Here is a 22,400-nt window from a genome sequence, read left to right as displayed (position 1 = left end):
GGGTTTCACCGGAAACGCCCCGTGCGGGGCAATGCCCGCACCGGCGGACTCCCTGCGTGGATGCGGGGCCTGCCGCGCGTCTGCGGTATTCCGGCAGTTCTCAGGTCAGCGGCGTCATCACGCCCTTGCGATAGGCCGGACGCTGCTGCAGGCGCGCGTACCAGCCGGCCAGGTGCGGCAGCTCCGGGCGCTGCACCGGCATCTCGAACCAGGCATACGCGAACGCGCCGAGCGGGATGTCGCCCATCGCAAACGTCTCCCCGGACAGCCACGGTTGCCGCGACAGCTCGGCGTCGGCCAGCGCCAGCAGCTCCCCACAACGCACCAGCGCGGCGTCGATGCGCGCCGCGTCGCGGTTGGCCGGTGCGGTGCGCACCACGCCCCAGAACAGATCGCGGAAAGCCACGGCGAAGCTGGAGATGGTCCAGTCCATCCACTTCTCGCTCTGCGCGCGCCGCGCCGGATCCTCGGGGTACAGCGTACCCAGCGCGTAGCGCGCCGACAGGTAGCGGACGATGGCGTTGGATTCCCACACCGGCAGGCCATGGTCCTCGATCACCGGTACCAGCCCGTTGGGATTCATCTGCCGGTACTCCGGCGTCTGCGTGCCGCCGAAGGCGCCGCCGACCTCGATCGATTCATACGGCAGGCCGATCTCCTCGGCGCACCACAGCACCTTGCGCACATTGCTGGAATTGTGGCGTCCCCAGATCTTCAGCATTGCGGTTCCCGTCATGGCCGATGCCAGGCGCGCACGATACGCCAGCCCACGTCATGATGGCGTCCGCAGCGGTGCGCCATCAGCCCGCGCCCGGCTTGCCGGCCTTGGGCGCGGCCTTGCGCGGCAGCGCGCGCACGTAGGACGACTTGCCGTCCTTCTTCAGCTCGAACAGGCCGATCGCCGCGAGCAGGTCGGAGAGCTTGCCGTACCCGTAGTTGCGCGGATCGAACGAGGCCTGGTTGCCGATCTGGCTGCCCACCGGCCCCAGGTGCGCCCAGCCATCCTCGCCCTCGGCCGCGGTCACCGCGCGGCGCAGCATCTTCACCAGCCGCGTGTCGCCGCGCAGCTCCGCGCCGCTCTTGCGCGGGCGCGCCTCCTCGGCCGCGTCCGGGCCCACTTCCGGGGTACTGGGGTGCGGCTGCCCCAGCGCCTCGAGGTAGGTGAACTGCGAGCAGGCGTTGACGAACGGATCGGGCGTCTTCTTCTCGCCGAAGCCATATACCTTGACCCCGTCGGTCAGCAGCCGCATCACCAGCGGGGTGAAATCGGCATCGCTGGAGACGATGGCGAAGCCATCCAGGTTGCGCGCGTAGAGCAGGTCCATCGCATCGATCACCATCGCCATGTCCGAGGCGTTCTTGCCCTTGGAATAGGCGAACTGCTGGATCGGCCGGATCGCGTACTCGTGCAGCACCGACTCCCAGCCCTTCAGCCGCGGGCTCTTCCAGTTGCCATAGGCGCGGCGCACGTTGGCCACGCCGAAGCGCGCCACCTCGGACAGTACTTCGTCGATCTTCGCCGCGGGCGCGTTGTCGGCGTCGATCAGCAGGGCGATGCGCTTCTCCGGATCGGACACGGCGTTGTCTCCATGGCGGTCGATTGGCCCCAGTATCGACCATCGACATGCGCGCGCGCACCTCGTGCGAAGATGGAAGCCGGTTGTCACGCTCTCCAGCCGGCCGCGCCCGGCCCCCACCGGAGTAACGCATGCCCACGACCGCCCTCCCCGGCTGCTGATCATCGGCGGCGGCTTCGCCGGCCTCTGGGCCACACGCGCCCTGGCCACCGCGAAACTGCGCATCACCCTGGTCGACCGCCGCAACCATCACCTGTTCCAGCCGCTGCTGTACCAGGTGGCGACCGCCGGCCTGTCGGCCCCGGACATCGCCGCGCCACTGCGGCACATCCTCGGCCGCCAGCGCAACGTCGAAGTACGGCTGGGCGAAGTGGAGGCGATCGACAAGCAGCACCGCCTGGTGCGGCTGCGCGACGGCGGCACACTCGACTACGACCTGCTGCTGGTGGCCAGTGGCGCCACCCACGCCTATTTCGGCAACGACCAATGGGCGCCCGACGCGCCCGGGTTGAAGACGCTGGACGACGCGCTGGCGCTGCGGCGGCGGCTGCTGCTGGCCTTCGAGAAGGCCGAGGCCGAGCCGGATCCGGCAAAGAAGGCGGCATGGCTGAGTTTCGCCATCGTCGGCGGCGGCCCCACCGGCGTCGAGCTGGCCGGCACCTTGGCCGAGATCGCGCGCCACACCCTGCGCAACGAATTCCGCCATATCGATCCGGCGTCGGCGAAAGTGCGCCTGGTCGAGGCCGGGCCGCGGGTGCTGTCCAGCTTCCCGGAAGTGCTGTCGTTGAAGGCGCGCCGGCAACTGGAACGGCTCGGGGTCGACGTGCATACCGGTACGCCGGTGACCGCGATCGACGCACGGGGCTTCCGCCTGGGCCAGGACTTCATCCCCGCCCGTACCGTGGTCTGGGCCGCGGGTGTCGCCGCCTCGCCGCTGGCGCGGACGCTGGACACGCCGCTGGACCGCGCCGGCCGGGTACTGGTGCAACCCGATCTCACCGTGCCCGGCCACCCGGAGATCTTCGTCGCCGGCGACCTGGCCGCGCTGGCCCAGGTCGATGGTCGGCCGGTACCGGGCGTGGCGCCGGCCGCCAAGCAGATGGGCAAGTACGTGGCCGCCGCCATCCACGCGCGGCTGCAGCAGCGTGGGGCACCGCCCCCGTTCCGCTACCGCGACCAGGGCAACCTGGCCACCATCGGGCGCATGGCCGCGATCGTGCACATGGGCCGGCTCAAGCTCTCCGGACTGCTCGCCTGGTGGTTCTGGCTGGCCGCGCACGTGTTCTTCCTGATCGGCTTCCGCAACCGGCTGGTGGTGTTGCTCAACTGGGCGGTGGCGTACTGGAGCTACCAGCGCGGCGCGCGCATCATCTTCGGCGACGCCGATACCGGCGCCGGTACCGATCCAACCACGCGGCCGCCGGCGGACTGAGCGCAGCGGGACTACCCCCGTTGCCGCCGGCGAACTGCTCGAACACCTGCTGGCCGGTCAGCGTCGGCGTCTGGTTGGCCAGCGCATAGAACGGCGGCTTCTCGTCGATGAAGATCTGGCTGGCCAGTTCGAAGGCCTGCTCCTGGAACAGGCCGGCCGAGACGTAGTACGCACCGTCGGGCACCAACCGGTAGTAGAGGGTGCTGCCGCAGGTGCCGCAGAACGCGCGCTCGGCCCACTCCGAGGAGCGGAAGGTCGTCAGCGCGGCGCCGCTGAACTGCACCGTGTCGTCACAATGCACGGCGAAGAACGGCCCGCCGGTCCAGCGCCGGCACATGCTGCAGTGGCACAGGCCGATCTGCGCCGCATCGTTGGCCACCACTTCGACCGCGCCGCACAGGCAGGTTCCCTTCATCGTCGTCTCCGTTCGTGGATTGCGTCCGCGCAATCTACACCGCGCCGACGCCACGCAGGCCGTCGGCGGTCGCGGTTTGGCAAGACGGTGCCGGCATGCCCGCGCCGGTAGCGGCCAGCGGCAACGAAAAAGCCCGGGTTTCCCCGGGCCTTTCGCATGCCCGCCTGGCGGCGTGGCGATCAGGCGGTGAACAGCGCCTTCATCTTCTTCAGCGCGTTGGCCTCGATCTGGCGGATGCGCTCGGCCGACACGCCGTACTCGTCGGCCAGTTCCTGCAGCGTCACCTTGCTGTCGGCATCGAGCCAGCGGCGGGCGATGATGTCGCGCGAACGCTGGTCCAGGTTGGCCAGGCCCTCGCGCAGCAGCTGCAGCTGGTTTTCCTCGCTGTCCTCGCGCTCGTAGGCCTGCGACGGGTCCTCGTCGCGCGCGACCAGGTACGCCGCCGGCGACGGCGGTGCGTGGTCGTCGTCCTCGTCGGACGGCGCATCGAAGCCGACGTCGCGACCGGACAGGCGCGACTCCATCTCCATCACTTCGCGCTCGGAGACGTTCAGGTCCCGGGCCACCGCGCTGACCTCGGCCGCGTTCATCCAGCCCAGGCGGGTCTTGGACTTGCGCAGGTTGAAGAACAGCTTGCGCTGCGCCTTGGTCGTGGCGACCTTGACGATGCGCCAGTTCTTGAGGATGAACTCGTGCATCTCGGCACGGATCCAGTGCACCGCGAAGGACACCAGGCGCACGCCCATGTCCGGGTCGAAGCGCTTGACCGCCTTCATCAGGCCGATGTTGCCTTCCTGGATCAGGTCGCCCAGCTGCAGGCCGTAGCCGTTGTAGCCGCGGGCCACGTGCACGACGAAGCGCAGGTGCGAATGCACCAGCTCGCGCGCGGCGTCCAGGTCCTGCTCGTCGCGGAAGCGGCGCGCCAGTTCCTGTTCCTCATCGACCGAGAGCACCGGGATCTGGTGCACGGCACCGATGTAGGCATCCAGCGAACCCAGCGCACTGGGAATCGGAAGATTGTTTGCCACAAGGGCAGTGGAGGTGTTCTGGCTCATAGGACCTCATCTTAGCAGTCGAACTATTGGACTGCCCGGTACAGAAAAAGTTCCAGCGTTCTATTTTTGTCGAAAAACAGCCGCCGAAGCACCTCAGAACCTCCCGGTATGGATCAACCGGGAATCAGCCCAGCGTAGCAGGAAGCGGGTCACCGCCACATGACAGCGCAGGGAGCGTTCAGCCACCGGCGAGCTGGGCGTCCAGCGCCGCGCGGGGGGCAGGCGCCAGTCGATCGGCCGCTGTCCGCGGCGGACCAGGTACTCGTTGGCCTGGGAGAAATGGCGGCAGCCGAGGAAGCCGCGGTGGGCCGACAGCGGCGAAGGATGCGGCGCCTTCAGCACGCGGTGGCGGCGGGTGTCGATGACCTTGCCCTTGGCCTGCGCGTAGCTGCCCCAGAGCAGGAACACCAGGCCTTCGCGCTCGCGGTTGAGGATATCGACCACGTGGTCGGTGAAGCCCTCCCAGCCCTTGCCCTGGTGGGCGCCGGCGCGGCCTTCCTCGACCGTCAGCACGGCGTTGAGCAGCAACACCCCCTGCCGCGTCCACGGCAGCAGGCAGCCGTGGTCCGGGCGCTGGAACGGCGGCGCGACGCTGGCGTCGCCTTCCAGCTCCTTGTAGATGTTCAGCAGCGACGGCGGCACCGGCACCCCGGCATCACCGAAAAGCACAGGCCATGGGCCTGGCCGGCGCCGTGGTACGGGTCCTGGCCGAGCACCACCACCTTCACCTGCTCGAACGGGGTCGCGTCGAACGCGGCGAATATCTGCGGCCCCGGCGGGAACACCCGCGCCCCGGCGGCCTTGCGCTGGCGCAGGAAGGCCGCCAGTTCGCGCATGTCAGGGCGCAGCAGCCAGTCGCCGATACGCGCCTTCCAGCCCGGCTCGAGCTGGATGTTCGGCGCTGCGCTCACAGCGCCACGGCCGGTTGCGCCAGCCGGGTCAGGCGCAGCTGGAACAGCACCTTGGTCACCAGCAGGCGCTCCTCGATCGGCTTCTGCACCAGGTCGTTGGCACCGGCCTGCAGCAGCGCGGACTGGTTGTGCGGGTTGCTGTCGCCGGTCATCACCAGCACCGGCAGGCGGCGCTTGCCGTAACCGAAGTCGATGCGCACGCGCTCGACCACGTCGCGGCCGTTGAGCTCGCCCTTGAGGGTGACGTCGGTGAGCACCAGGTCGATGCGCCGGGTGGTGCGCCCAAGCGACTCGGCGGTCAGCAGCGAAAACGCATCCTCGGCGGTGAGCACGTGCACCACGTGCAGGTCGTGACGCTCGAGCATGCGCTTGGTGGCTTCGGCCACCACCCGGCTGTCCTCGACATACAGCACGGTCGCGCCGGGCACCGGCTCGGGCTGCACGTAGCCGCGGATGAAGGTCGCCAGCGCCTCGTGGCCCAGCGCCTTGTCGAAATAGTCGGTGACGAACTCGTTGAAGCGGCGCTGCTCCAGGTGGCGCTGCGCATCGCCGGATACCACGATCACCGGCACGTAGGCCTGCCCGGCCGCCTCGCGCACGCTGCGCGCCAGCGCCAGGCCATCGCCGTCGGGCAAGGCCAGCGAGGTAGTGACCAGGTGCACCGGGCCGGTCGCCAGCGCCGCGCGCGCTTCCTCGATGCCGGCGCAGCCCACCACCTCCACGTCCGGCAGCTCGCGCTGCAGCACATCGGAGATCAGCTTGCGCACCAGTTTTGAGCCATCGACCACCATCACCCGCGGGGCGTCGCTGATCAGATGCTTGAGTTCGTGCGTGGACATGCGCGTGTCAGGTATCGGTCGGGCGAGTCTGCCTGAGGAAGTGCCCGGTCACCAGCCACGCCCCCAGCCACCCCAGGATCACCGTCCCCAGCAGCACCAGCCCCGAATGCAGGGCATCGAGCCCATGCAGGGTGAAGGTACTGCCATAACTGCCGGTCAGCGCGGCCAGCGGCGGGCGCAGGGCCAGGCCGCAGGCACCCACCAGCGCCAGCGCCAATGCGCCCGCGCCCAGGCCGTACCAGGCGCCCAGGTAGACGAAGGGGCGACGGATGAAGCCGTCGCTGGCGCCCAGCAGCTGCAGCACGCCGATTTCCTCGCGCCGCGCCTGGATGTCCAGGCGCACGGTATTGCCGACCACCAGCACCGCGCCCAGCCCCAGCAGCAGCGACAGCACCTGCACCAGACGCGTGCCGAAGCCGAGCCAGGCGTCCAGGCGCTGGCGCCACAGTGCGTCGTGCTGGACCAGGTCGGCCTGCGGCAGCGCCTGCAGCGCGCTGGCCAGGGCCATGTCCTGGTCCCCGGCCGGAGTGACGATCAGCAGTGTCGGCAGCGGGTTCTCGCCGAGTGCGTCGATCGCCTCGCCCAGCCCCGCGCTCTGGCGCAGTTCGGCCAGGCCTTCGTCCGGCGTACGCAGCACCACGCCGGCCACGTCGGCACGCGAGCGCAGGCCCGCGGCCACGTCCTGCGCGGTGGCGCCGTCGACTTCCGGCTTGAGGAACAGATTGATGTCGCGCGACTGCTGCACGCTGCCGGCGAACAGCTTCAGGTTGTCCAGCGCGATCGACAGCCCCAGCGGCAGCGCCAGGGCCAGCGCCATCACCGCCACGGTCAGCACCGTCGCCCATGGCTTGCGCAGCGCGCGACCGAGGCTGAAGACCACGCTGTGCAGGTGGTGGGCGAACCACACGCGCAGCCGCGACGGCGCGGGCGTGGCATGCGCGGCGGCCTTGCCCGCGGCGTCCTTGTTGTCCGGATTGCTGCTCATTCGGCCAGGTCCTGCGGCGAGATGTCGTCCACCAGGCGACCGTGGTCCAGGATCAGCACGCGCTTGCGCATGCGCTTGAGCAGCGGCAGGTCGTGGCTGACCACCAGCACGCTGGTGCCGCGCCCGGGCAGTTCGGCGAACAGGGCCATGATCTCCGCGGCCAGGGTCGGGTCGAGGTTGCCGGTCGGCTCGTCGGCCACCAGCAGCCTGGGTTCGGCGACGATCGCGCGGGCGATGCCCACGCGCTGCTGTTCGCCGGCCGACAGCTGCGTGGGCAGCGCCTTCTCGCGATGGCCCAGGCCCATGCGCTCGAGCACCGAGCGCACCCGCTTGCCGGTGTCGGCGCGACGGTCGCCACGCAGGATCAGCGGCAATGCCACGTTCTCGCCGACGCTGCGGTCGATCAGCAGGCGGTGGTCCTGGTGCACCGCGCCGACTTCACGACGGTGCAGCGCCACCTTGCCGCCGCGCACCTTGAGCAGGTTGCGCTCGCCGAACAGCACGGCGCCACGGGTCGGGCGCTCGCTGAGATGGATCAGCTTCAGCAAGGTGCTCTTGCCGGCACCGGAATGGCCGGTGACGAACAGCATCTCGCCGGCCGCCACCTCGAAGCTGACGTCCACCAGCGCCTGGTGGCCGCCCGCGTAGTGCTTGCTGACATTGTCGAAACGCAGGACGCTCATGCGGCGATTATGCCGGAGCCGGAGCGCGGCGTGCATCGCGCTGCCGGGCGCGGGCGCGGAACGACAACGGCGCCGGCCAGGCGCCGGCGCGCTCGATCAATCGCCCGACAGCATCCGCCGGATCTTGCGCCCCAGGCGGGTCAGGAACGAGTCGCTGTCATTGCCGGACGCGCGCATCGGCGTGGCCGGCACCTGCACCGGGCCGTTGCCGGCCGCAACCGCGGGCGCGGCGACGGCGGCTTCGGCGCCCTCGACCGGACGCCCGTGGCGACGACGGCGACGCTTGCGCGGCGCGCGCTCGCCTTCCACCGCGGCCTCCGGCGCGCCTTCGGCACGCGGCGGGCGGGGCGGGCGCGGAGCGGCGGCGGGTTCGGCCGCGGCCGCTCCCTGCTCGCCCTCGACGCGCGGCTTGCGCGGGCCACGCGGCTTGCGATCGCCATCGCGGCGCTCGCCACGGCCGGCGCCGGAACGCCCACCGCTGCGGCCACCACCGCGGCGCTCTTCCTCGGCAGCACGGGCTTCGCGCGCCTCGCGGAAGATCGCGCCCACGCTTTCGTTCTCTTCGCCCTCGGCTGGTGCCGCGCGTTGCGGGCGCGGCAGCGGGGTCAACAGCTCCTTGGTGACCGGCTCGGAGGGAATCTTCTGCTCGATGTAGGCTTCGATGTCCGGCAGGCTCATCGCATAGCGTTCGCAGGCAAAGCTGATCGCGTCGCCCTCCTCGCCCAGCCGCGCGGTGCGACCGATGCGGTGCACGTAGTCCTCGGCATCGAACGGCAGGTCGTAGTTGTAGACGTACTTGATGCCGTCGATGTGCAGGCCGCGCGCGGCCACGTCGGTGGCGACCAGGATTTCCAGCTGGCCCTTCTGGAAGCGGTTGAGCAGGCTCTCGCGCTTCTTCTGCGGCACGTCGCCGGACAGCACGCCGACGCGGTAACCGGCCTTCTCCAGCGCGCGGGCGACGCGCTCGACGAACACCTTGGTGTTGACGAACACCATGGTGCGCGCGCCCTCGCTGCGCGAGAGCAGGCCCAGCAGCAGCGGCAGCTTCTCCTCGTCGGAGGGGAAGTAGATGCGCTGGCGCACACGGTCAGCGGTGATGTTGTCGGTTTCCACCACCAGCTTCTGCGGCTCGTTCATGTGCTCGTAGGCCAGCTCCAGCACGCGATGGCTGAGGGTGGCCGAGAACAGCAGGGTCTGGCGGGTGGTGCGCTCGGGCATGCGCCGCAGCAGGAAGCGGATGTCCTTGATGAAGCCCAGGTCGAACATGCGGTCGGCTTCGTCCAGCACGCAGATCTCGCAGGCATGCAGCGAGACCACCTTGTGCTGCTTGACGTAGTCGATCAGGCGGCCCGGGGTGGCGATGATCACGTCCACGCCCTTCTGCAGCAGCTCGCGCTGCTTGTCGTAGTCGACACCGCCATAGACCAGGGCGAAGCGCAGGCCCGAATCGGAGGCGAACTTCATCGCGTCCTTGTGGATCTGGATGGCCAGCTCGCGGGTCGGCGCCAGGATCAGCGCGCGCGGGTCCTCCGGCTTGCGGTCGGCCAGCGCCGGCCGGCTCAGCAGCCGGTTGATGACCGCCACCAGGAAGGCCAGCGTCTTGCCGGTGCCGGTCTGCGCCTGGCCGGCGACGTCGCCGCCCGGCAGGGCCACCGGCAGGGTCAATGCCTGGATCGGGGTGCAGCGGGTGAATCCGGCTCCCTCGAGTCCGGCCAACAGCGCCGGTTGCAGCTCGAAGGAGGAAAAAGTCACATCAGTCAGCGGTTTGTCGCTCATTATTTGGTCTTGGTAGTGCCAGCCGGCCAGGTTGGCCGGGCGGCTTGCATCGTATCGGGCACCGTCGCACACTGCGGCCCCTGCGCCGGGTCGCGCGACGCAAGGCCAAGCCTTTGGGTCCGCGCAATGCCCCAGTTTAGCGCAATGCGGCAGCCAACCCGGCATGGGCCGTCGCATTGCCCCAGGAGACTCCTCAAGTGAGCGATAAGGTTCTACACGTCGGCGATGCCGATTTCGACGCCGCCGTGCTGCAGTCCGACACCCCGGTGCTGGTGGACTTCTGGGCCGAATGGTGCGGCCCGTGCAAGATGATCTCGCCGGTGCTGGACGAACTGGCCGACGCCTACGACGGCAAGCTGAAGATCGCCAAGCTCAACGTCGACGACAACCGCGCCACCGCGGTCAAGTACCACGTGCGCTCCATCCCGATGCTGCTGCTGTTCAAGGATGGCCAGATCCAGGCCACCCAGATCGGCGCCGTCGGCAAGGGCCAGCTGAGCCAGATGATCGACAAGGCGCTGGCCTGACCCCTCCCCGCCGGCGGCCTGGCCGCCGGCTCCGGGCCGCCCTTACCGCGGCCCAACGGGCGTTTCCCGCCACCTTGCACCGCCGTGCGCGGCGGTGTTAGTGTCGCCGCATCCGGCAGCGTTCGCCTGCCGCACCCTCCGGCCGGGTTCTCGTCCGGATCATTCCCAACCAGTTCGCCGCCCTGTCAGGCGCTCGCACGTCAGCGAGAGGAATCAAGCACTTGTCCGAGAACACTCCTTCCGAAACCGGGAGCGCCGACGCGCCCGTCGAGAAGCGCGTGCGCAAGCCGCGTGTCGCCAAGGCCGCCGAGGCCGCCGACAGCAGCAGCCCCGCTTCCCCCCGGCCCAGTCCGCCCTGCCGCTGCCGGCCGGCGACAGTTCCCCCGCTCCTGCGACCCCGGGCCCCGGCAACGACGCCCCGGCGCCCGCGCCGGCCGGCACCCCGTCCGCCGGCCAGGAGGGTGGCGAGGCGCGCGGCGGCGACGGCAACAACAACGCCCAGCGCCACGGCCAGCAGAACCCGCAGAACCAGCAAGGCCAGGGTCAGGGCCAGGGCAATCGCCGCGACCGCTTCCGCAACCGCCGTGAGCGCAACCGCGACCGCTTCCGCGACGACGGCCTGCCCGGCGACAACGGCAACGAGACCTTCGTACCGCGCCCGCACCCTTCGGTGCCGGAAGGCTTCCCGGTCTATTCGCTGAGCGATCTGAAGAAGATGCCGGCGCACAAGCTGCTGGAAATCGCCGAGCAGCTGCAGATCACCGACGGCGTGGCCCGTGCCCGCAAGCAGGACGTGATCTTCGCCCTGCTCAAGGTGCTGACCCGCCATGGCGAGGGCGTGGCCGCCGATGGCGTGCTGGAAATCCTGCCCGACGGCTTCGGCTTCCTGCGCGCCGCCGAGGCCAGCTACCTGGCCGGCCCGGACGACACCTACATCTCGCCCAGCCAGATCCGCCGCTTCAACCTGCGCACCGGCGACCACATCGCCGGCCGCATCCGCTTCCCGAAGGATGGCGAGCGCTACTTCGCGCTGAACATCGTCGACACCATCAACGGCGAGCCGATCGAAGCGTCGAAGAACAAGGTGCTGTTCGAGAACCTGACCCCGCTGTTCCCGCGCAAGCGCTTCACCCTGGAACGCGGCAACGGCTCTTCCGAGGACATCACCGGCCGCATCCTCGACCTGATGGCGCCGCAGGGCAAGGGCCAGCGCGCGCTGATCGTCTCCCCGCCAAAGGCGGGCAAGACGATGATGATGCAGCAGATCGCCACGGCCATCACCACCAACCACCCGGAAGTGCACCTGATCGTGCTGCTGGTGGACGAGCGCCCGGAAGAAGTGACCGAAATGCAGCGCACGGTGCGCGGCGAAGTGGTCTCCTCGACCTTCGACGAGCCGGCCGCACGCCACGTGCAGGTGGCCGAAATGGTGATCGAGCGCGCCAAGCGCCTGGTCGAGCACAAGAAGGACGTGGTGATCCTGCTGGACTCGATCACCCGCCTGGCCCGCGCCTACAACAACGTCGTGCCCAGCTCCGGCAAGGTGCTGACCGGCGGCGTCGACGCCAACGCCCTGCACCGCCCGAAGCGCTTCTTCGGCGCCGCGCGCAACGTCGAGGAGGGCGGCTCGCTGACCATCATCGCCACCGCGCTGGTGGAAACCGGCTCGAAGATGGACGAGGTGATCTACGAGGAGTTCAAGGGCACCGGCAACAGCGAAGTGCACCTGAACCGCCGCATCACCGAGAAGCGCGTGTACCCGGCCATCGACATCAACCGTTCCGGCACCCGCCGCGAAGACCTGCTGATCGAGCCGGAGCTGCTGCAGAAGATCTGGATCCTGCGCAAGCTGCTGCACCCGATGGACGAAATCGCGGCGATGGAATTCCTGCTGGACAAGATGAAGAACACCAAGTCCAACGACGAGTTCTTCGGTTCGATGAAGCGCTGATCCCCCGCCGGATCGGCTGTAACGAAAAAGCCCGCGAACGCGGGGCTTTTTCGTGGCGGATGCAGCCGGCGCGCTCAGCCTTCCAGCGGCGTCAGCAGCTTCGGTCCGCCACCGCGGCCGGCCATGTAGACGCCACCATCAGCCAGTGCGTCCGAGCCGTTCTCCCAGTCCTCGTCGCTGATCCACGGCGCGCGCTCGCGCGGTCCGGGGATGTAGGCCTGCCACGTGCCGTACTCATCTGGCATCGATCGGCCCTGGTCGACCACCGCATAGCGCACCGGCACGCGCACATTCCAGTGCGGCGCATCCACGTCCTCGCCTTCAACCGGTACGCGGAACTCCCACTTGCGCGCCGCGGCCAGCGCATTGCCGCCCAGCACCTGGCGGAACCGGCGCATCTGGCCTTCGCTGGCCACCACGGTCATGTTGACCTGTTCCACGTATGCATCCTCGACCCGGCCATCGCGCCCGACCCTGACGACCAGGTAGACATTGCCCTGCGCCCCCACCTCGTACATCGAACGCGGGTAGCTTGGCGGCGTCATCTTCAAGGCGGTGACCGCGCTCCTGCTTTGCGGATCGTAGGCCTGGAAAGTGGCGCTGCGGATGGCCACCTCGGTGCCGCCGTCTTCCAGCCTCTTGCCGACCAGGCGCAGCATCAACGGCGAACGCGCGGCGACCGGCTTGCCGTCGCGGACCACCGGCACGAAGGTCCAGCCCATCACCGAGCTGCGCACGAAACGTGACAGCTCCGCGCTCAGCCGATCCTGCTGGTCCAGCCGCACCGCTTCCACGCTGCCATCGGGCGCGATGTCGATCTGCCCGGACAGCTGCATGGCCATCTCGGCCTGCTTGCGCACGGCCCCGGGCCCGGCGGCCGACGCGGCAACGGCCACCAACAGCAACGCGGCCAGCACTGCCCCGCGACGCAACGACGTCAGCATGACGCTCTCCCTGCACTCCATGTCCAAAACGCGACTGTAGCGCTTCCGGCGGCGATGTTCACGCCAGCCGCAGTGCGCGTGGGTAGGGCGGGGTATCGGGAAACTCGCCGCGGGCGAAGGCGGCCTGCAGGCCGCGCCACCAGCGCGGATCGAACAGCTCCCCGTGCGCCTCGCGCACCGCCTCCATCAGCGGCCGCGGCAGGCCCATGAACAACGGGAAGCGCTCGGGGAACACGTCGTTGGGCGCGACGTGGAACCACGGCTCGGCGGCCAGGGCTTCGGCGGCATCGCGCGGCTGTGGCCACTCGCGGAACGTGCAGTCACCGACCCGGCACAGCTCGTCGTAGTCGTAGAACACCACGCGGCCGTGGCGCGAGACGCCGAAGTTCTTCAGCAGCATGTCGCCGGGGAAGATGTCGTTGCGCGCCATGTCGGTGATGGCCTGCGCATAGTCGAGCGCCGCCGCGCGTGCGGCCTGGGGAGTCTGTTCGCGCAGGTACAGGTTGAGCGGGCGGAACCGCCGCTGCACGTAGCACAGCGATATCACCAGGTCATCGCCTTCGACCCGCACGCTGCGCGCGCAGCTCTCCAGCAGCTCCTGGCGCAGCGCCGGGGCGAAGCGCGCCAGCGGAAAGCGTAGGTGGCGGTACGGCTGCGCATCCAGCAGCCGGCCGATGCGGTCCAGGTTGAACACCAGCGCGTAACGGTCCTCCACGTCCTGGCGGCTGACCGTCTTGGGCCAGGCGAAGCGGTCGCGGATCAGCTTGAACACCAGCGGGTAGCTGGGCAGGGTGAACACCGCCATCACCATGCCCGGGGTGCCCTCCGCCGGTACCAGGCGCTCGTCCGGATGCTGCTGGAAATGGCGGAAGAAGGTGCGGTAGCGCTCGGTCTTGCCCTGCTTGGCGCGGCCCAGCACGGTGTAGATCTCGTCCACCGGCTTGCCGGGCAGCAGGCTGCGCAGGAATACCACCGCATCGGCGACGGTGGGCAGGTCGGCCTGGAAATAGCTGCGCGACACGCCGAACAGGTGGGCCACGTCGCGGCGCCGGCTCAGCACCGCCTCCGCGCGCAGGCCGTCGTCGCCGTCGTTGACCAGCGCGATCACGCAGGGCGAGAAGCGGTGCTCGCCGAACACGCGCCCCACCAGGTAGGCGCGGCGCTCGCGGTAGAACACGGTATCGAGCAGCTCGATGGCGCGCACCGGGTTCGGCCCCCAGTGCGCCAGGTCGTCCTGCAGGCGCACGGCGATGGCCGCGGCGCAGCGCAGGCGGTGCCGGTAGGGCACGTCGAAACGGTAGTCGGCCAGCACGCGCTCGAAGGCCTCGGCCGGGCGCGCCTCGGAAACGGTATAGACATGGCGCGCCACCGGATGGGTGATGGCATCGGACGGCTCGATCTCCAGTGCCATGAACTCGATGGCATCGTCCACCCCGCGGGTGGCGAACAGGCGCCGGGTCAGGGTGTTGTAGAAGGTCTTGTACAGCTCGCCGTCGATCTGCCCTTCCACCAGCGCGGCGAAGGCCGTGCGTACCCGGGCCCACGCATCGCGGCCGGGCCGGCTGCCCGCGATCGCCTGCAGGCGCGCCATGCACTCGCCGACGCACAGGTCGTAGAGCGCGATGCGCTCGACCGCGTCCTGGCGCGCCGCCGCCCAGTCGCGCTGCTCGAAGCGCCCGCGCGCGCGCCGGGTGATGGCAGCGAAGCGGGCGTGGTAGTCCTCGAAGCCGTCGCGGATGCAGCGGGCGATGGCGTGGGCGGATTCGGTGGCAGGCATCGGCAGTGGAGAGTGGGGGGCGCCGGCCACCACCCTACCGCACCGCGCCAGCGCGCGTGTCCCGGCCACCGCCGCGCAGGCAACAGGGGTGCCCGGCCGCCAGCGCGCGGCCGCCCGCCACGTTGCGGGGATGCGCGGCACCATGAAGCACGAAGCCCGCATCGCGCGGCGATGCGGGCTTCGGCTCAAACGGCCGTGGCGGCTGCGATCAGAGCGCGGCCAGCGCGGCGTTGAGGGTCGCGCTCGGGCGCATCGCGCGGCTGGTCCTGCCCAGGTCCGGGCGGTAGTAGCCGCCGATGTCCACGGCCTTGCCCTGCACCGCGACCAGCTCCTCGACGATCTTCTGCTCGTTGTCGGCCAGCGCCCGGGCCAGCGGCGCGAACCTGGCCTTCAGCGCGGCGTCCTCGTCCTGCGCGGCCAGCGCCTGCGCCCAGTACATGGCCAGGTAGAAGTGGCTGCCGCGGTTGTCGATGGTGCCGAGCTTGCGGCCCGGCGAGCGGTCGTTGTCGAGGAACATGCCGTTGGCCTGGTCCAGCGCCTTGGCCAGCACCGCGGCGGCGGTGTTGTCGTAGCGCTGGGCCAGGTGTTCCAGCGAGGCGGCCAGGGCCAGGAACTCGCCCAGCGAATCCCAGCGCAGGTAGTCCTCCTCGACGAACTGCTGCACGTGCTTGGGTGCCGAACCGCCGGCGCCGGTCTCGAACAGGCCGCCACCGGCCATCAGCGGCACGATCGACAGCATCTTGGCGCTGGTGCCCAGCTCCAGGATCGGGAACAGGTCGGTCAGGTAGTCACGCAGCACGTTGCCGGTCACCGAGATGGTGTCCTGGCCCCTGCGGATGCGCTCCAGCGAGAACGTCGTCGCTTCCACCGGCGACAGGATGCGGATGTCCAGGCCTTGGGTATCGTGGTCCTTAAGGTACTTCTCGACCTTGGCGATCACCTGCGCGTCATGCGCGCGGTTGGCGTCCAGCCAGAACACGGCCGGGGTGTTGCTCAGCCGCGCGCGGCTGACGGCCAGCTTGACCCAGTCCTGGATCGGCGCGTCCTTGGTCTGGCACATGCGCCAGATGTCACCGGCCTCGACCCTGTGCTCGAACACCACGTTGCCGGCGTCGTCGCTGACGCGCACGGTGCCATCGGCCGGGATCTGGAAAGTCTTGTCGTGGCTGCCGTACTCCTCGGCCTTCTGCGCCATCAGCCCGACGTTGGGCACGCTGCCCATGGTCGCCGGGTCGAACGCGCCATGCGCCTTGCAGTCCTCGATCACCGCCTGGTAGACGCCGGCGTAGCAGCGGTCCGGGATCAGCGCCTTGGTGTCCTGCAGCTTGCCCTCGGCGTTCCACATGCGGCCGGAGTCGCGGATCATCGCCGGCATCGAGGCGTCAACGATCACGTCGCTGGGCACGTGCAGGTTGGTGACGCCCTTGTCGGAGTTGACCATCGCCACCGCCGGGCGCCTGGCGTACTCGGCGGCGATGTCGGCCTTGATCGCCTCCTGGGTGGCTTCCGGCAGCGACGGCAGCCGCGCGTACAGGTCGCCGATGCCGTTGTTCGGGTCGAAGCCGGCCTGCCTGAGCTCGGCGGCGTACTTGCCCAGCACGTCCTTGTAGAACTCCTCGACCACCACGCCGAACATGATCGGGTCGGAGACCTTCATCATGGTCGCCTTCAGGTGCAGCGAGAACAGCACGCCCTGGGCGCGGGCGTCGGCGATCTGCGCGGCGACGAACGCGGCCAGCGCGCGGCGCGACATCACCGAGGCGTCGACGATCTCGCCGGCCTTGACCGCGGTCTTCTCCTTGAGCACCACGGTCCGGCCATCGTCCTGCACCAGCTCGATCTTCAGGCTGCCGGCGGCGGCCAGCGTGGCCGACTTCTCGCTGCCGTAGAAATCACCGTCGTCCATGTGCGCCACGTGCGACTTCGAGTCGCTGCTCCACGCGCCCATGCGGTGCGGGTGCTTGCGCGCGTAGTTCTTGACCGACAGCGGCGCACGGCGGTCCGAGTTGCCTTCGCGCAGCACCGGGTTCACCGCACTGCCCTTGACCTTGTCGTAGCGCGCCTTGATGTCGCGGGCGACGTCGTCGGCCGGCGCGTCCGGGTAGTTCGGCAGCGCGTAGCCCTGGTCCTGCAGCTCCTTGATCGCGGCCTTGAGCTGCGGCACCGAGGCGCTGATGTTGGGCAGCTTGATGATGTTGGCTTCCGGCCGGGTCGCCAGCTCGCCGAGCTCGGCCAGGTCGTCGCTGATCTTCTGCCCGTCCTGCAGGTAGTCCGGGAACTGCGACAGGATGCGGCCGGAAAGCGAGATGTCGCGGGTCTCCACCGCGATGCCGGCGGTGGTGGCATACGCATCGATGATCGGCAGCAGCGACTGCGTCGCCAGGAACGGGGCTTCGTCGGTGAGCGTGTAGATGATCTTCGGCGTATCGGACATGGGGGATGGTTTCCGTCGGAAGTAAATGCGGGTAGTCAGCACTGCATTGTCGCGCGTCGCGACGGTTCGGGCAAAACGGGCCGGTACGGTTGCGGCAGTGCGCCGCCGCGCCGGCACATGGCATCGGCGCATGGGGCGGGCATCAGCCGGACGCGTGGCGACGCGGCGCGGGCGCGCAGCGACGCCGACGCCGCGCTGGCACGGCCACCGCGCATGCGGCCATAAAAAAGGGCGCAGTCCTGCGACTGCGCCCATGGCCTGCACCTGTCGGGAGAGAGGGGCGACAGGTGATGCCGCTTGCTACTTCACTTCGAACTCCTGGGTGGTGCCGGCCGGCTGGCCGTCCAGGGTCACGTCCGCGCGGTACTTGCCGGCGGGCCATGCGCTTGCCTTGCTGAATTCGACGTTGGTGGTCTCGGCACCGGTGGCGGTGAGCGTTGCGGTCTGCTCGCCGGCCACCTGCCCGTCCTGGTAGGTGAGCTTCACGCCGAGGGTGGCGTTGGTCGCGGCGCCGTCGGTCTTCACCGACACGATGATCTTGTCCTTGCCGCCGACCATGGCCACCGGCGCCACCGACTTGTCCGCCGCCGCGGTGGTGCCGACGGTGACCGAGGTGACACTGACCGCCGGTGCGGCCGCCGGCGGCGGTGCCGGTTCACTCATCGGCGCCGGCGCCGGGGTGCTTTCCATCGGCGGCGGCGCGGTCTCTTCCTGCTTCTTGCAGCCGGCCACGGCCAGGGTGCCGGCCAGGGTGATCATCAGGACACTGCTGAGTGAAGTCTTCTTCATGGGATGCTCCGGAATGGGAGGAAAAGGCACCGGGCCTGGCGGCCTCAACCCTGGCGCGGGGAATCGTCAGGGTCTGCCCGGGAAAGATCTTGTCGGGGTCGGAAAGCACGTCGCGGTTGGCCTCGAAGATCTGCCTCCAGGCATTGGCATCACCCAGCAGGTGCTTGGCGATGCGCGACAGGCTGTCGCCCTTCTGCACGGTGTACTGCTGCCCGCCGGCGATCTGCGCGGTGGAATCCACCCGCGCGGTCACATCGGAAAAATCAGCCTTCGGCGCGACGGTGGCGGTGCTGTCCACCGTGGACGTCACGTCCGAAAAATCGGCCTTCTTGTCATTGCTCATCGGGTCGTTCCTCCTCGGCTGGGTGCCACCATTGCACCGGCCGCGTTAAGGAACCATCGCGCCGGCGTAAAGCCGGCGTGTACCCGGTGCGGGCGGCCCGGCCTACTGGCGCGGGTCGCGCAACGGCCGGTGGCCGGCGGCTAGGTCCGGGGTCGACCGGCGCGGGTTGATGTCCAGCCCGCCGCGGCGCGTGTAGCGCGCCTCCACGTCCAGCGAATGGCAGCCGCAGTGGTGCATCAGGTCGAGGAAGATCCGCTCCACGCACTGCTCGTGGAACTCGGCGTGGTCGCGGTAGCTGACCAGGTAGCGCAGCAGGCCGCCGCGGTCGATCCGCGGGCCCGCGTAGCGGATGCTGATGCTGGCCCAGTCGGGCTGGCCGGTGACCGGGCAATTGGACTTGAGCAGTGCCGAGACCAGTGTCTCGGCGACGGCCTCGCCGGTATCGGCATGCAGGAAGCCGGCCTGCGGCGGACCATAGTGGTCGATGTCCAGGTCCAGGCCATCGATGCTGTGGCCTTCGGCGTCGGCCACCGGCGGCAGCCCGAACTCGACCGTGACCGCGGCCCCGGCGCAGGCGGACAGGTCGGCGGCGATGCGCGCACGCACCTCGTCGGCGCTGTCGAAGCGCGCCGCGTTGAGGGAGTTCAGGTAGAGCTTGAGCGATTTGGATTCGACCAGGTGCGGCGAGGCCGCCGGCACCCACAGGGTCGCGGTCGCCACGCACGGCTTGCCGCGCCTGTCCAGCCAGCCCAGCTCATAGACATGCCAGCGGTCCTGGCCGACGAACGGCAAGGTGGCATCCAGGCCGATCGCGGCGCGGGCGGTGGCGCGCGGGATCGGGAACAGCAGGCCCGGGTCGTACTGCGAGGGATAGGCGACCTCGCGGCCGAGGCTGGAATCGTGGGGGGTATTCATGCGCGGATTGTAGGGGGTGCCGGGTGAGCCCTGCCTGCACCAAGCATCGACGCCGGTGCCAGCGCCGCCGGGTGCTGGCCGGGAGGGCCGGGCCGCAGCCGCCTTCCCCGGGGCACGCAGGCGCGCGCGCCACCGGGCCCTGGCCCGGCGCCACGGCCAGGCGGGCGGCGGCTGTGCGGCCGCCCGCCGTTGCCGGTAACCGCCGCGGCTCAGCCCCGGGCGCCGTGCAGGTAGTCCAGCGACACCTGCAGCAGCGCGCGCAGGCCGACGTCCAGCGCCGTCTCGTCGAGCAGGAACTTCGGCGAGTGGTTGCTGGGCGCGGTGGCCGGATCGATGCCCTGCCCGGTCGAGCCGACGAAGAAGAACATCGCCGGCACCTGCTGCGCGTACAGCGAGAAGTCCTCCGAGCCCATCTGCAACGGCGGCTCGTAGACATTGTCCTTGCCGACCACGGCCTGCAGGCTGGGCAGCATGCGCGCGGTCAACGCCGGATCGTTGACCGTGGCCGGGTTGCCGTCCTTCTCGTAGATGTCGGTGGTGGCGCTGGCGCCGTGCGCGGCCGCGGTGTGCTCGGCGACGCTGCGCAGGTCGGCGAAGATCTGTCGGCGCATGTCCGGGTCGAAGGTGCGGATGGTGCCGACCATCTCCACCGCGTCGGGGATGATGTTGTAGCGGATGCCGCCCTTGATCGCGCCGAAGGTCAGCACCGCCGGCTGTTTGGACAGGTTGGCGCGGCGGCTGACGATGGTCTGCGCGGTGCCGATCAGGTCGGAGGCGGCGACGATCGGGTCGATGCCGTTCCACGGCGCCGAGCCGTGGGTCTGGCGGCCGTTGACGGTGATGGCGAAGCGGTCCGACGCGGCCATCAGCGGGCCGCCACGCACGGCGATCTGCCCGGCCTGGACGCTGGAGAACACATGCAGGCCGAACACCGCCTCCGGCTTGAAGTCCTTGAACAGCCCTTCCTTGAGCATCAGCTCGGCACCGCCCTGCTCCGGCGGCGGCGCGCCCTCCTCGGCCGGCTGGAAGATCAGCATCACTTCGCCGGGCAGCGTGTCGCGCATCGCTACCAGCGCGTCGGCCACGCCGAGCAGGGTGGCGGTGTGGGCGTCGTGGCCGCAGGCGTGCATCACCCCGACCTTCTCGCCGCGGTACTCGGCGGTGGCGGTGGACGCGAACGGCAGCCCGGTCTGCTCGGTCACCGGCAGTGCGTCCATGTCCGCGCGCAGGGCGATCTTGGGGCCCGGCAGGCCGCCCTTGATGACCGCGACCACGCCGTGCACGGCCACCCCGGTCTTCGGCTGCAGGCCCATCGCGCGCAGGCGTTCGGCGACCTTGGCGGCGGTGCGCGCTTCGCGGTTGGACAGCTCCGGATGCTGGTGGAAGTCGCGGCGCCACTCCACCACCTGGTGCTGCAGGCGCGCGGCGGCGGCCGCGACCTCGGGGCGCTGGGCATCACCGGCCAGCGCGGCCGCAGGGGCCAAGGCGCACGCCAGCGCGGTCAACACAACGGTCTTGCGGATCATCCAGGCATTCCTCGTCGGCAATCGAGAGGTGAATGTAGGGCAAACGAACCGGGGCGACGAGTGTCAACCGATGCCGCGCGGAACCGTTCACCCCCCTTGCCGGTCAGAGCGCGTGGCCCATCGGTCATGCAGCCGCTGTCATGGCCCGGCGTTATGCTCTGCGCCGTTGTGCCCGCCCCTTCGCCCATCGGTTCCCCGGGAGTTTTTGCATGTCGCGTTTCTGGAAGATCGTGCTGCTCGTCATCGCCGTCCTGCTGGTGGCGGGAATCGGCTACCGGATGATGGGGGGCGGCAGGCAGGCCGGGGGCGCGGCACCAACCGCAGGCGGCCCGGGAGGCCGGGGCGGCGGCGACAAGGCACGCGATCCGGTGCCGGTCACCGCGGTGGCGGCCGAACGCAGGAACGTGCCGGTGTATGTCACCGCGCAGGGCACGGTGGCCGCCTACAACACGGTCACGGTCAGCCCGCAGGTGGGGGGCGAGCTGCTGAGCGTGGACTTCAAGGAAGGGCAGACGGTGAAGAAGGGCGACCTGCTCGCCCGGATCGACCCGCGCACCTTCCAGGCCCAGTACGACCAGGCCATCGCCAGCCAGCGCCAGAACCAGGCCCTGCTGGCGACCGCCCAGTCCAACTACGAACGCTCCAATTCCGAGGCCTACCGCCAGTACGTGGCGCAGACCGACCTGACTACCCTGCGCAACCAGGTCGCGCAGTACCAGGCCGCGGTGGCGGCGGCCCAGGCCAGCGCCAACCAGAGCAGGGTGCAGCTGGGCTACACCCGCATCGTCTCGCCGATCGACGGCGTGGCCGGCATCCGCGCGGTCGACCCCGGCAACGTGGTCAGCGCCGGTACGGCGATCGTCACCCTGACCCAGCTGCAGCCGATCTACGTGCTGTTCAACCTGCCCGAGCAGCAGTTGGAGGCGGTGCGCGCGGCGCAGGGCAAGGGACCGCTGGAAGCCGCGACGCTGGACCGCGCCGGCGGCAGCGTGGTCAACGCCGACGGCAGGCTGCAGGTGGTGGACAACCAGATCAGCGCCAGCAGCGGCACCTTCCGCCTGCGCGCCGAGTTCCCCAACGCCGACCAGGCGCTGTGGCCGGGCCAGTTCGTCAACGTGCGCATGAAGCTCGACGAGCTGCCCGACGCGGTGGTGGTGCCAGCCGAAGCGGTGCAGCGCAGCAGCACCGGCGACTTCGTCTACCTGATCAAGCCGGACAACACCGTCACCCTGCGAGAGGTGGTGCAGGGCGGCCAGGTCGACGACAGCCACGTGGTCATCAGCAAGGGCCTGCAGCCGGGCGACAAGGTGGTGACCGAAGGCCAGTTCCGGCTCAAGGAAGGCGTCGCGGTCAATCCGCTGCAGCCGGGGCAGGCGCCGCCGGCACCGACCGAGGCGCAGCTCAAGGCCGCCAGCGAGAAGCGTGGCGGCGGCGGCGGCCGGGGCGGTCGTGGCCCGCGCTGAGGCGCGGCCGCTGCCTGCCGCGCGCGACGGCGCCGCGCGGGCACCGGCTCCCTATGCA

General features: G+C 69.8%; 17 protein-coding genes and 3 pseudogenes. 4 read left to right on the top strand and 16 right to left on the bottom strand.

Annotated features, from left to right (window positions below; translation table 11 throughout):
• Positions 1-100: 100 nt before the first annotated feature.
• Positions 101-721, bottom strand: coding sequence for a glutathione S-transferase (locus B1L07_01470; protein ID AUZ54019.1), 621 nt, complete (start codon positions 719-721; stop codon positions 101-103).
• Between the two features lie 79 nt (positions 722-800).
• Positions 801-1,577 (bottom strand): hypothetical protein, encoded by a 777-nt coding sequence (locus B1L07_01465; protein AUZ54018.1) that lies wholly within the window; start codon positions 1,575-1,577, stop codon positions 801-803.
• A 154-nt stretch (positions 1,578-1,731) separates the two neighbouring features.
• On the opposite strand from B1L07_01465, the gene B1L07_01460 reads away from it, so the two are divergent.
• Positions 1,732-3,009, top strand: coding sequence for an FAD-dependent oxidoreductase (locus tag B1L07_01460; protein AUZ56394.1), 1,278 nt, complete (start codon positions 1,732-1,734; stop codon positions 3,007-3,009).
• Here B1L07_01460 and B1L07_01455 read toward each other — a convergent pair.
• From B1L07_01455 to B1L07_01425, 7 genes and pseudogenes are all read right to left on the bottom strand, one after another.
• A complete protein-coding gene (locus B1L07_01455) occupies positions 2,945-3,424 on the bottom strand; it encodes an aldehyde-activating protein (GenBank protein AUZ54017.1) in 480 nt (159 codons plus the stop codon). The two genes, B1L07_01460 and B1L07_01455, sit on opposite strands and share 65 nt — an antisense overlap.
• A 179-nt stretch (positions 3,425-3,603) precedes the next feature.
• Positions 3,604-4,479: an RNA polymerase factor sigma-32 gene (locus B1L07_01450; GenBank protein AUZ54016.1), complete on the bottom strand. Its 876-nt coding sequence runs from the start codon at positions 4,477-4,479 to the stop codon at positions 3,604-3,606.
• Positions 4,480-4,657: 178 nt separating this feature from the next.
• Positions 4,658-5,390 (bottom strand): annotated as a pseudogene (locus B1L07_01445) (uracil-DNA glycosylase).
• Entirely contained in the window at positions 5,387-6,229 is an 843-nt protein-coding gene (locus B1L07_01440) for a histidine kinase (GenBank protein AUZ54015.1), read from the bottom strand. The pseudogene B1L07_01445 and the gene B1L07_01440 overlap by 4 nt, the downstream one beginning before the upstream one ends.
• Before the next feature lie 7 nt (positions 6,230-6,236).
• Positions 6,237-7,214, bottom strand: coding sequence for a cell division protein FtsX (locus B1L07_01435; protein AUZ54014.1), 978 nt, complete (start codon positions 7,212-7,214; stop codon positions 6,237-6,239).
• Positions 7,211-7,897, bottom strand: coding sequence for a cell division ATP-binding protein FtsE (locus B1L07_01430; protein AUZ54013.1), 687 nt, complete (start codon positions 7,895-7,897; stop codon positions 7,211-7,213). Before B1L07_01430 ends, B1L07_01435 begins: the two co-directional genes overlap by 4 nt.
• Positions 7,898-7,993: 96 nt before the next feature.
• Entirely contained in the window at positions 7,994-9,673 is a 1,680-nt protein-coding gene (locus tag B1L07_01425) for an ATP-dependent RNA helicase RhlB (protein AUZ54012.1), read from the bottom strand.
• Positions 9,674-9,870: 197 nt separating this feature from the next.
• Here B1L07_01425 and B1L07_01420 point away from each other — a divergent pair, with 197 nt between their 5' ends.
• Together B1L07_01420 and B1L07_01415 are read left to right on the top strand one after the other, a co-directional pair.
• Positions 9,871-10,200, top strand: coding sequence for a thiol reductase thioredoxin (locus B1L07_01420; protein ID AUZ54011.1), 330 nt, complete (start codon positions 9,871-9,873; stop codon positions 10,198-10,200).
• Positions 10,201-10,421: 221 nt separating this feature from the next.
• Positions 10,422-12,151, top strand: a pseudogene (locus tag B1L07_01415) (transcription termination factor Rho).
• Between the two features lie 74 nt (positions 12,152-12,225).
• Here the strand turns inward: B1L07_01415 and B1L07_01410 are convergent.
• From B1L07_01410 to B1L07_01380, 7 genes and pseudogenes are all read right to left on the bottom strand, one after another.
• Positions 12,226-13,095, bottom strand: coding sequence for a protein tonB (locus B1L07_01410; protein ID AUZ54010.1), 870 nt, complete (start codon positions 13,093-13,095; stop codon positions 12,226-12,228).
• A gap of 58 nt (positions 13,096-13,153) precedes the next feature.
• Positions 13,154-14,872, bottom strand: a complete 1,719-nt coding sequence (locus B1L07_01405) for a bifunctional isocitrate dehydrogenase kinase/phosphatase (GenBank protein ID AUZ54009.1) — start codon at positions 14,870-14,872, stop codon at positions 13,154-13,156.
• A 208-nt stretch (positions 14,873-15,080) separates the two neighbouring features.
• Complete coding sequence (locus B1L07_01400; GenBank protein ID AUZ54008.1) at positions 15,081-17,306, bottom strand: isocitrate dehydrogenase (NADP(+)); 2,226 nt, start codon at positions 17,304-17,306, stop codon at positions 15,081-15,083.
• 300 nt (positions 17,307-17,606) lie between these two features.
• On the bottom strand, positions 17,607-18,095 hold the full coding sequence (locus B1L07_01395; protein ID AUZ54007.1) for a hypothetical protein: 489 nt from the start codon (positions 18,093-18,095) through the stop codon (positions 17,607-17,609).
• Positions 18,096-18,153: 58 nt separating this feature from the next.
• A pseudogene (locus B1L07_01390) lies at positions 18,154-18,438 on the bottom strand (peptidoglycan-binding protein LysM).
• 102 nt (positions 18,439-18,540) lie between these two features.
• Complete coding sequence (locus B1L07_01385; protein ID AUZ54006.1) at positions 18,541-19,353, bottom strand: NADPH-dependent 7-cyano-7-deazaguanine reductase QueF; 813 nt, start codon at positions 19,351-19,353, stop codon at positions 18,541-18,543.
• Positions 19,354-19,562: 209 nt separating this feature from the next.
• Positions 19,563-20,879, bottom strand: coding sequence for an N-acyl-L-amino acid amidohydrolase (locus B1L07_01380; protein AUZ54005.1), 1,317 nt, complete (start codon positions 20,877-20,879; stop codon positions 19,563-19,565).
• 209 nt (positions 20,880-21,088) lie between these two features.
• Between B1L07_01380 and B1L07_01375 the strand changes: the two genes are divergently transcribed.
• On the top strand, positions 21,089-22,342 hold the full coding sequence (locus B1L07_01375; protein AUZ54004.1) for an efflux transporter periplasmic adaptor subunit: 1,254 nt from the start codon (positions 21,089-21,091) through the stop codon (positions 22,340-22,342).
• The last annotated feature ends 58 nt before the right edge of the window (positions 22,343-22,400 follow it).

This window comes from Stenotrophomonas acidaminiphila, assembly GCA_002951995.1.
Classification (GTDB): domain Bacteria; phylum Pseudomonadota; class Gammaproteobacteria; order Xanthomonadales; family Xanthomonadaceae; genus Stenotrophomonas; species Stenotrophomonas acidaminiphila_A.
The sequence above is the reverse complement of the archived record's forward strand: the minus strand, read 5'-3'. Positions and strand labels throughout refer to the sequence as shown.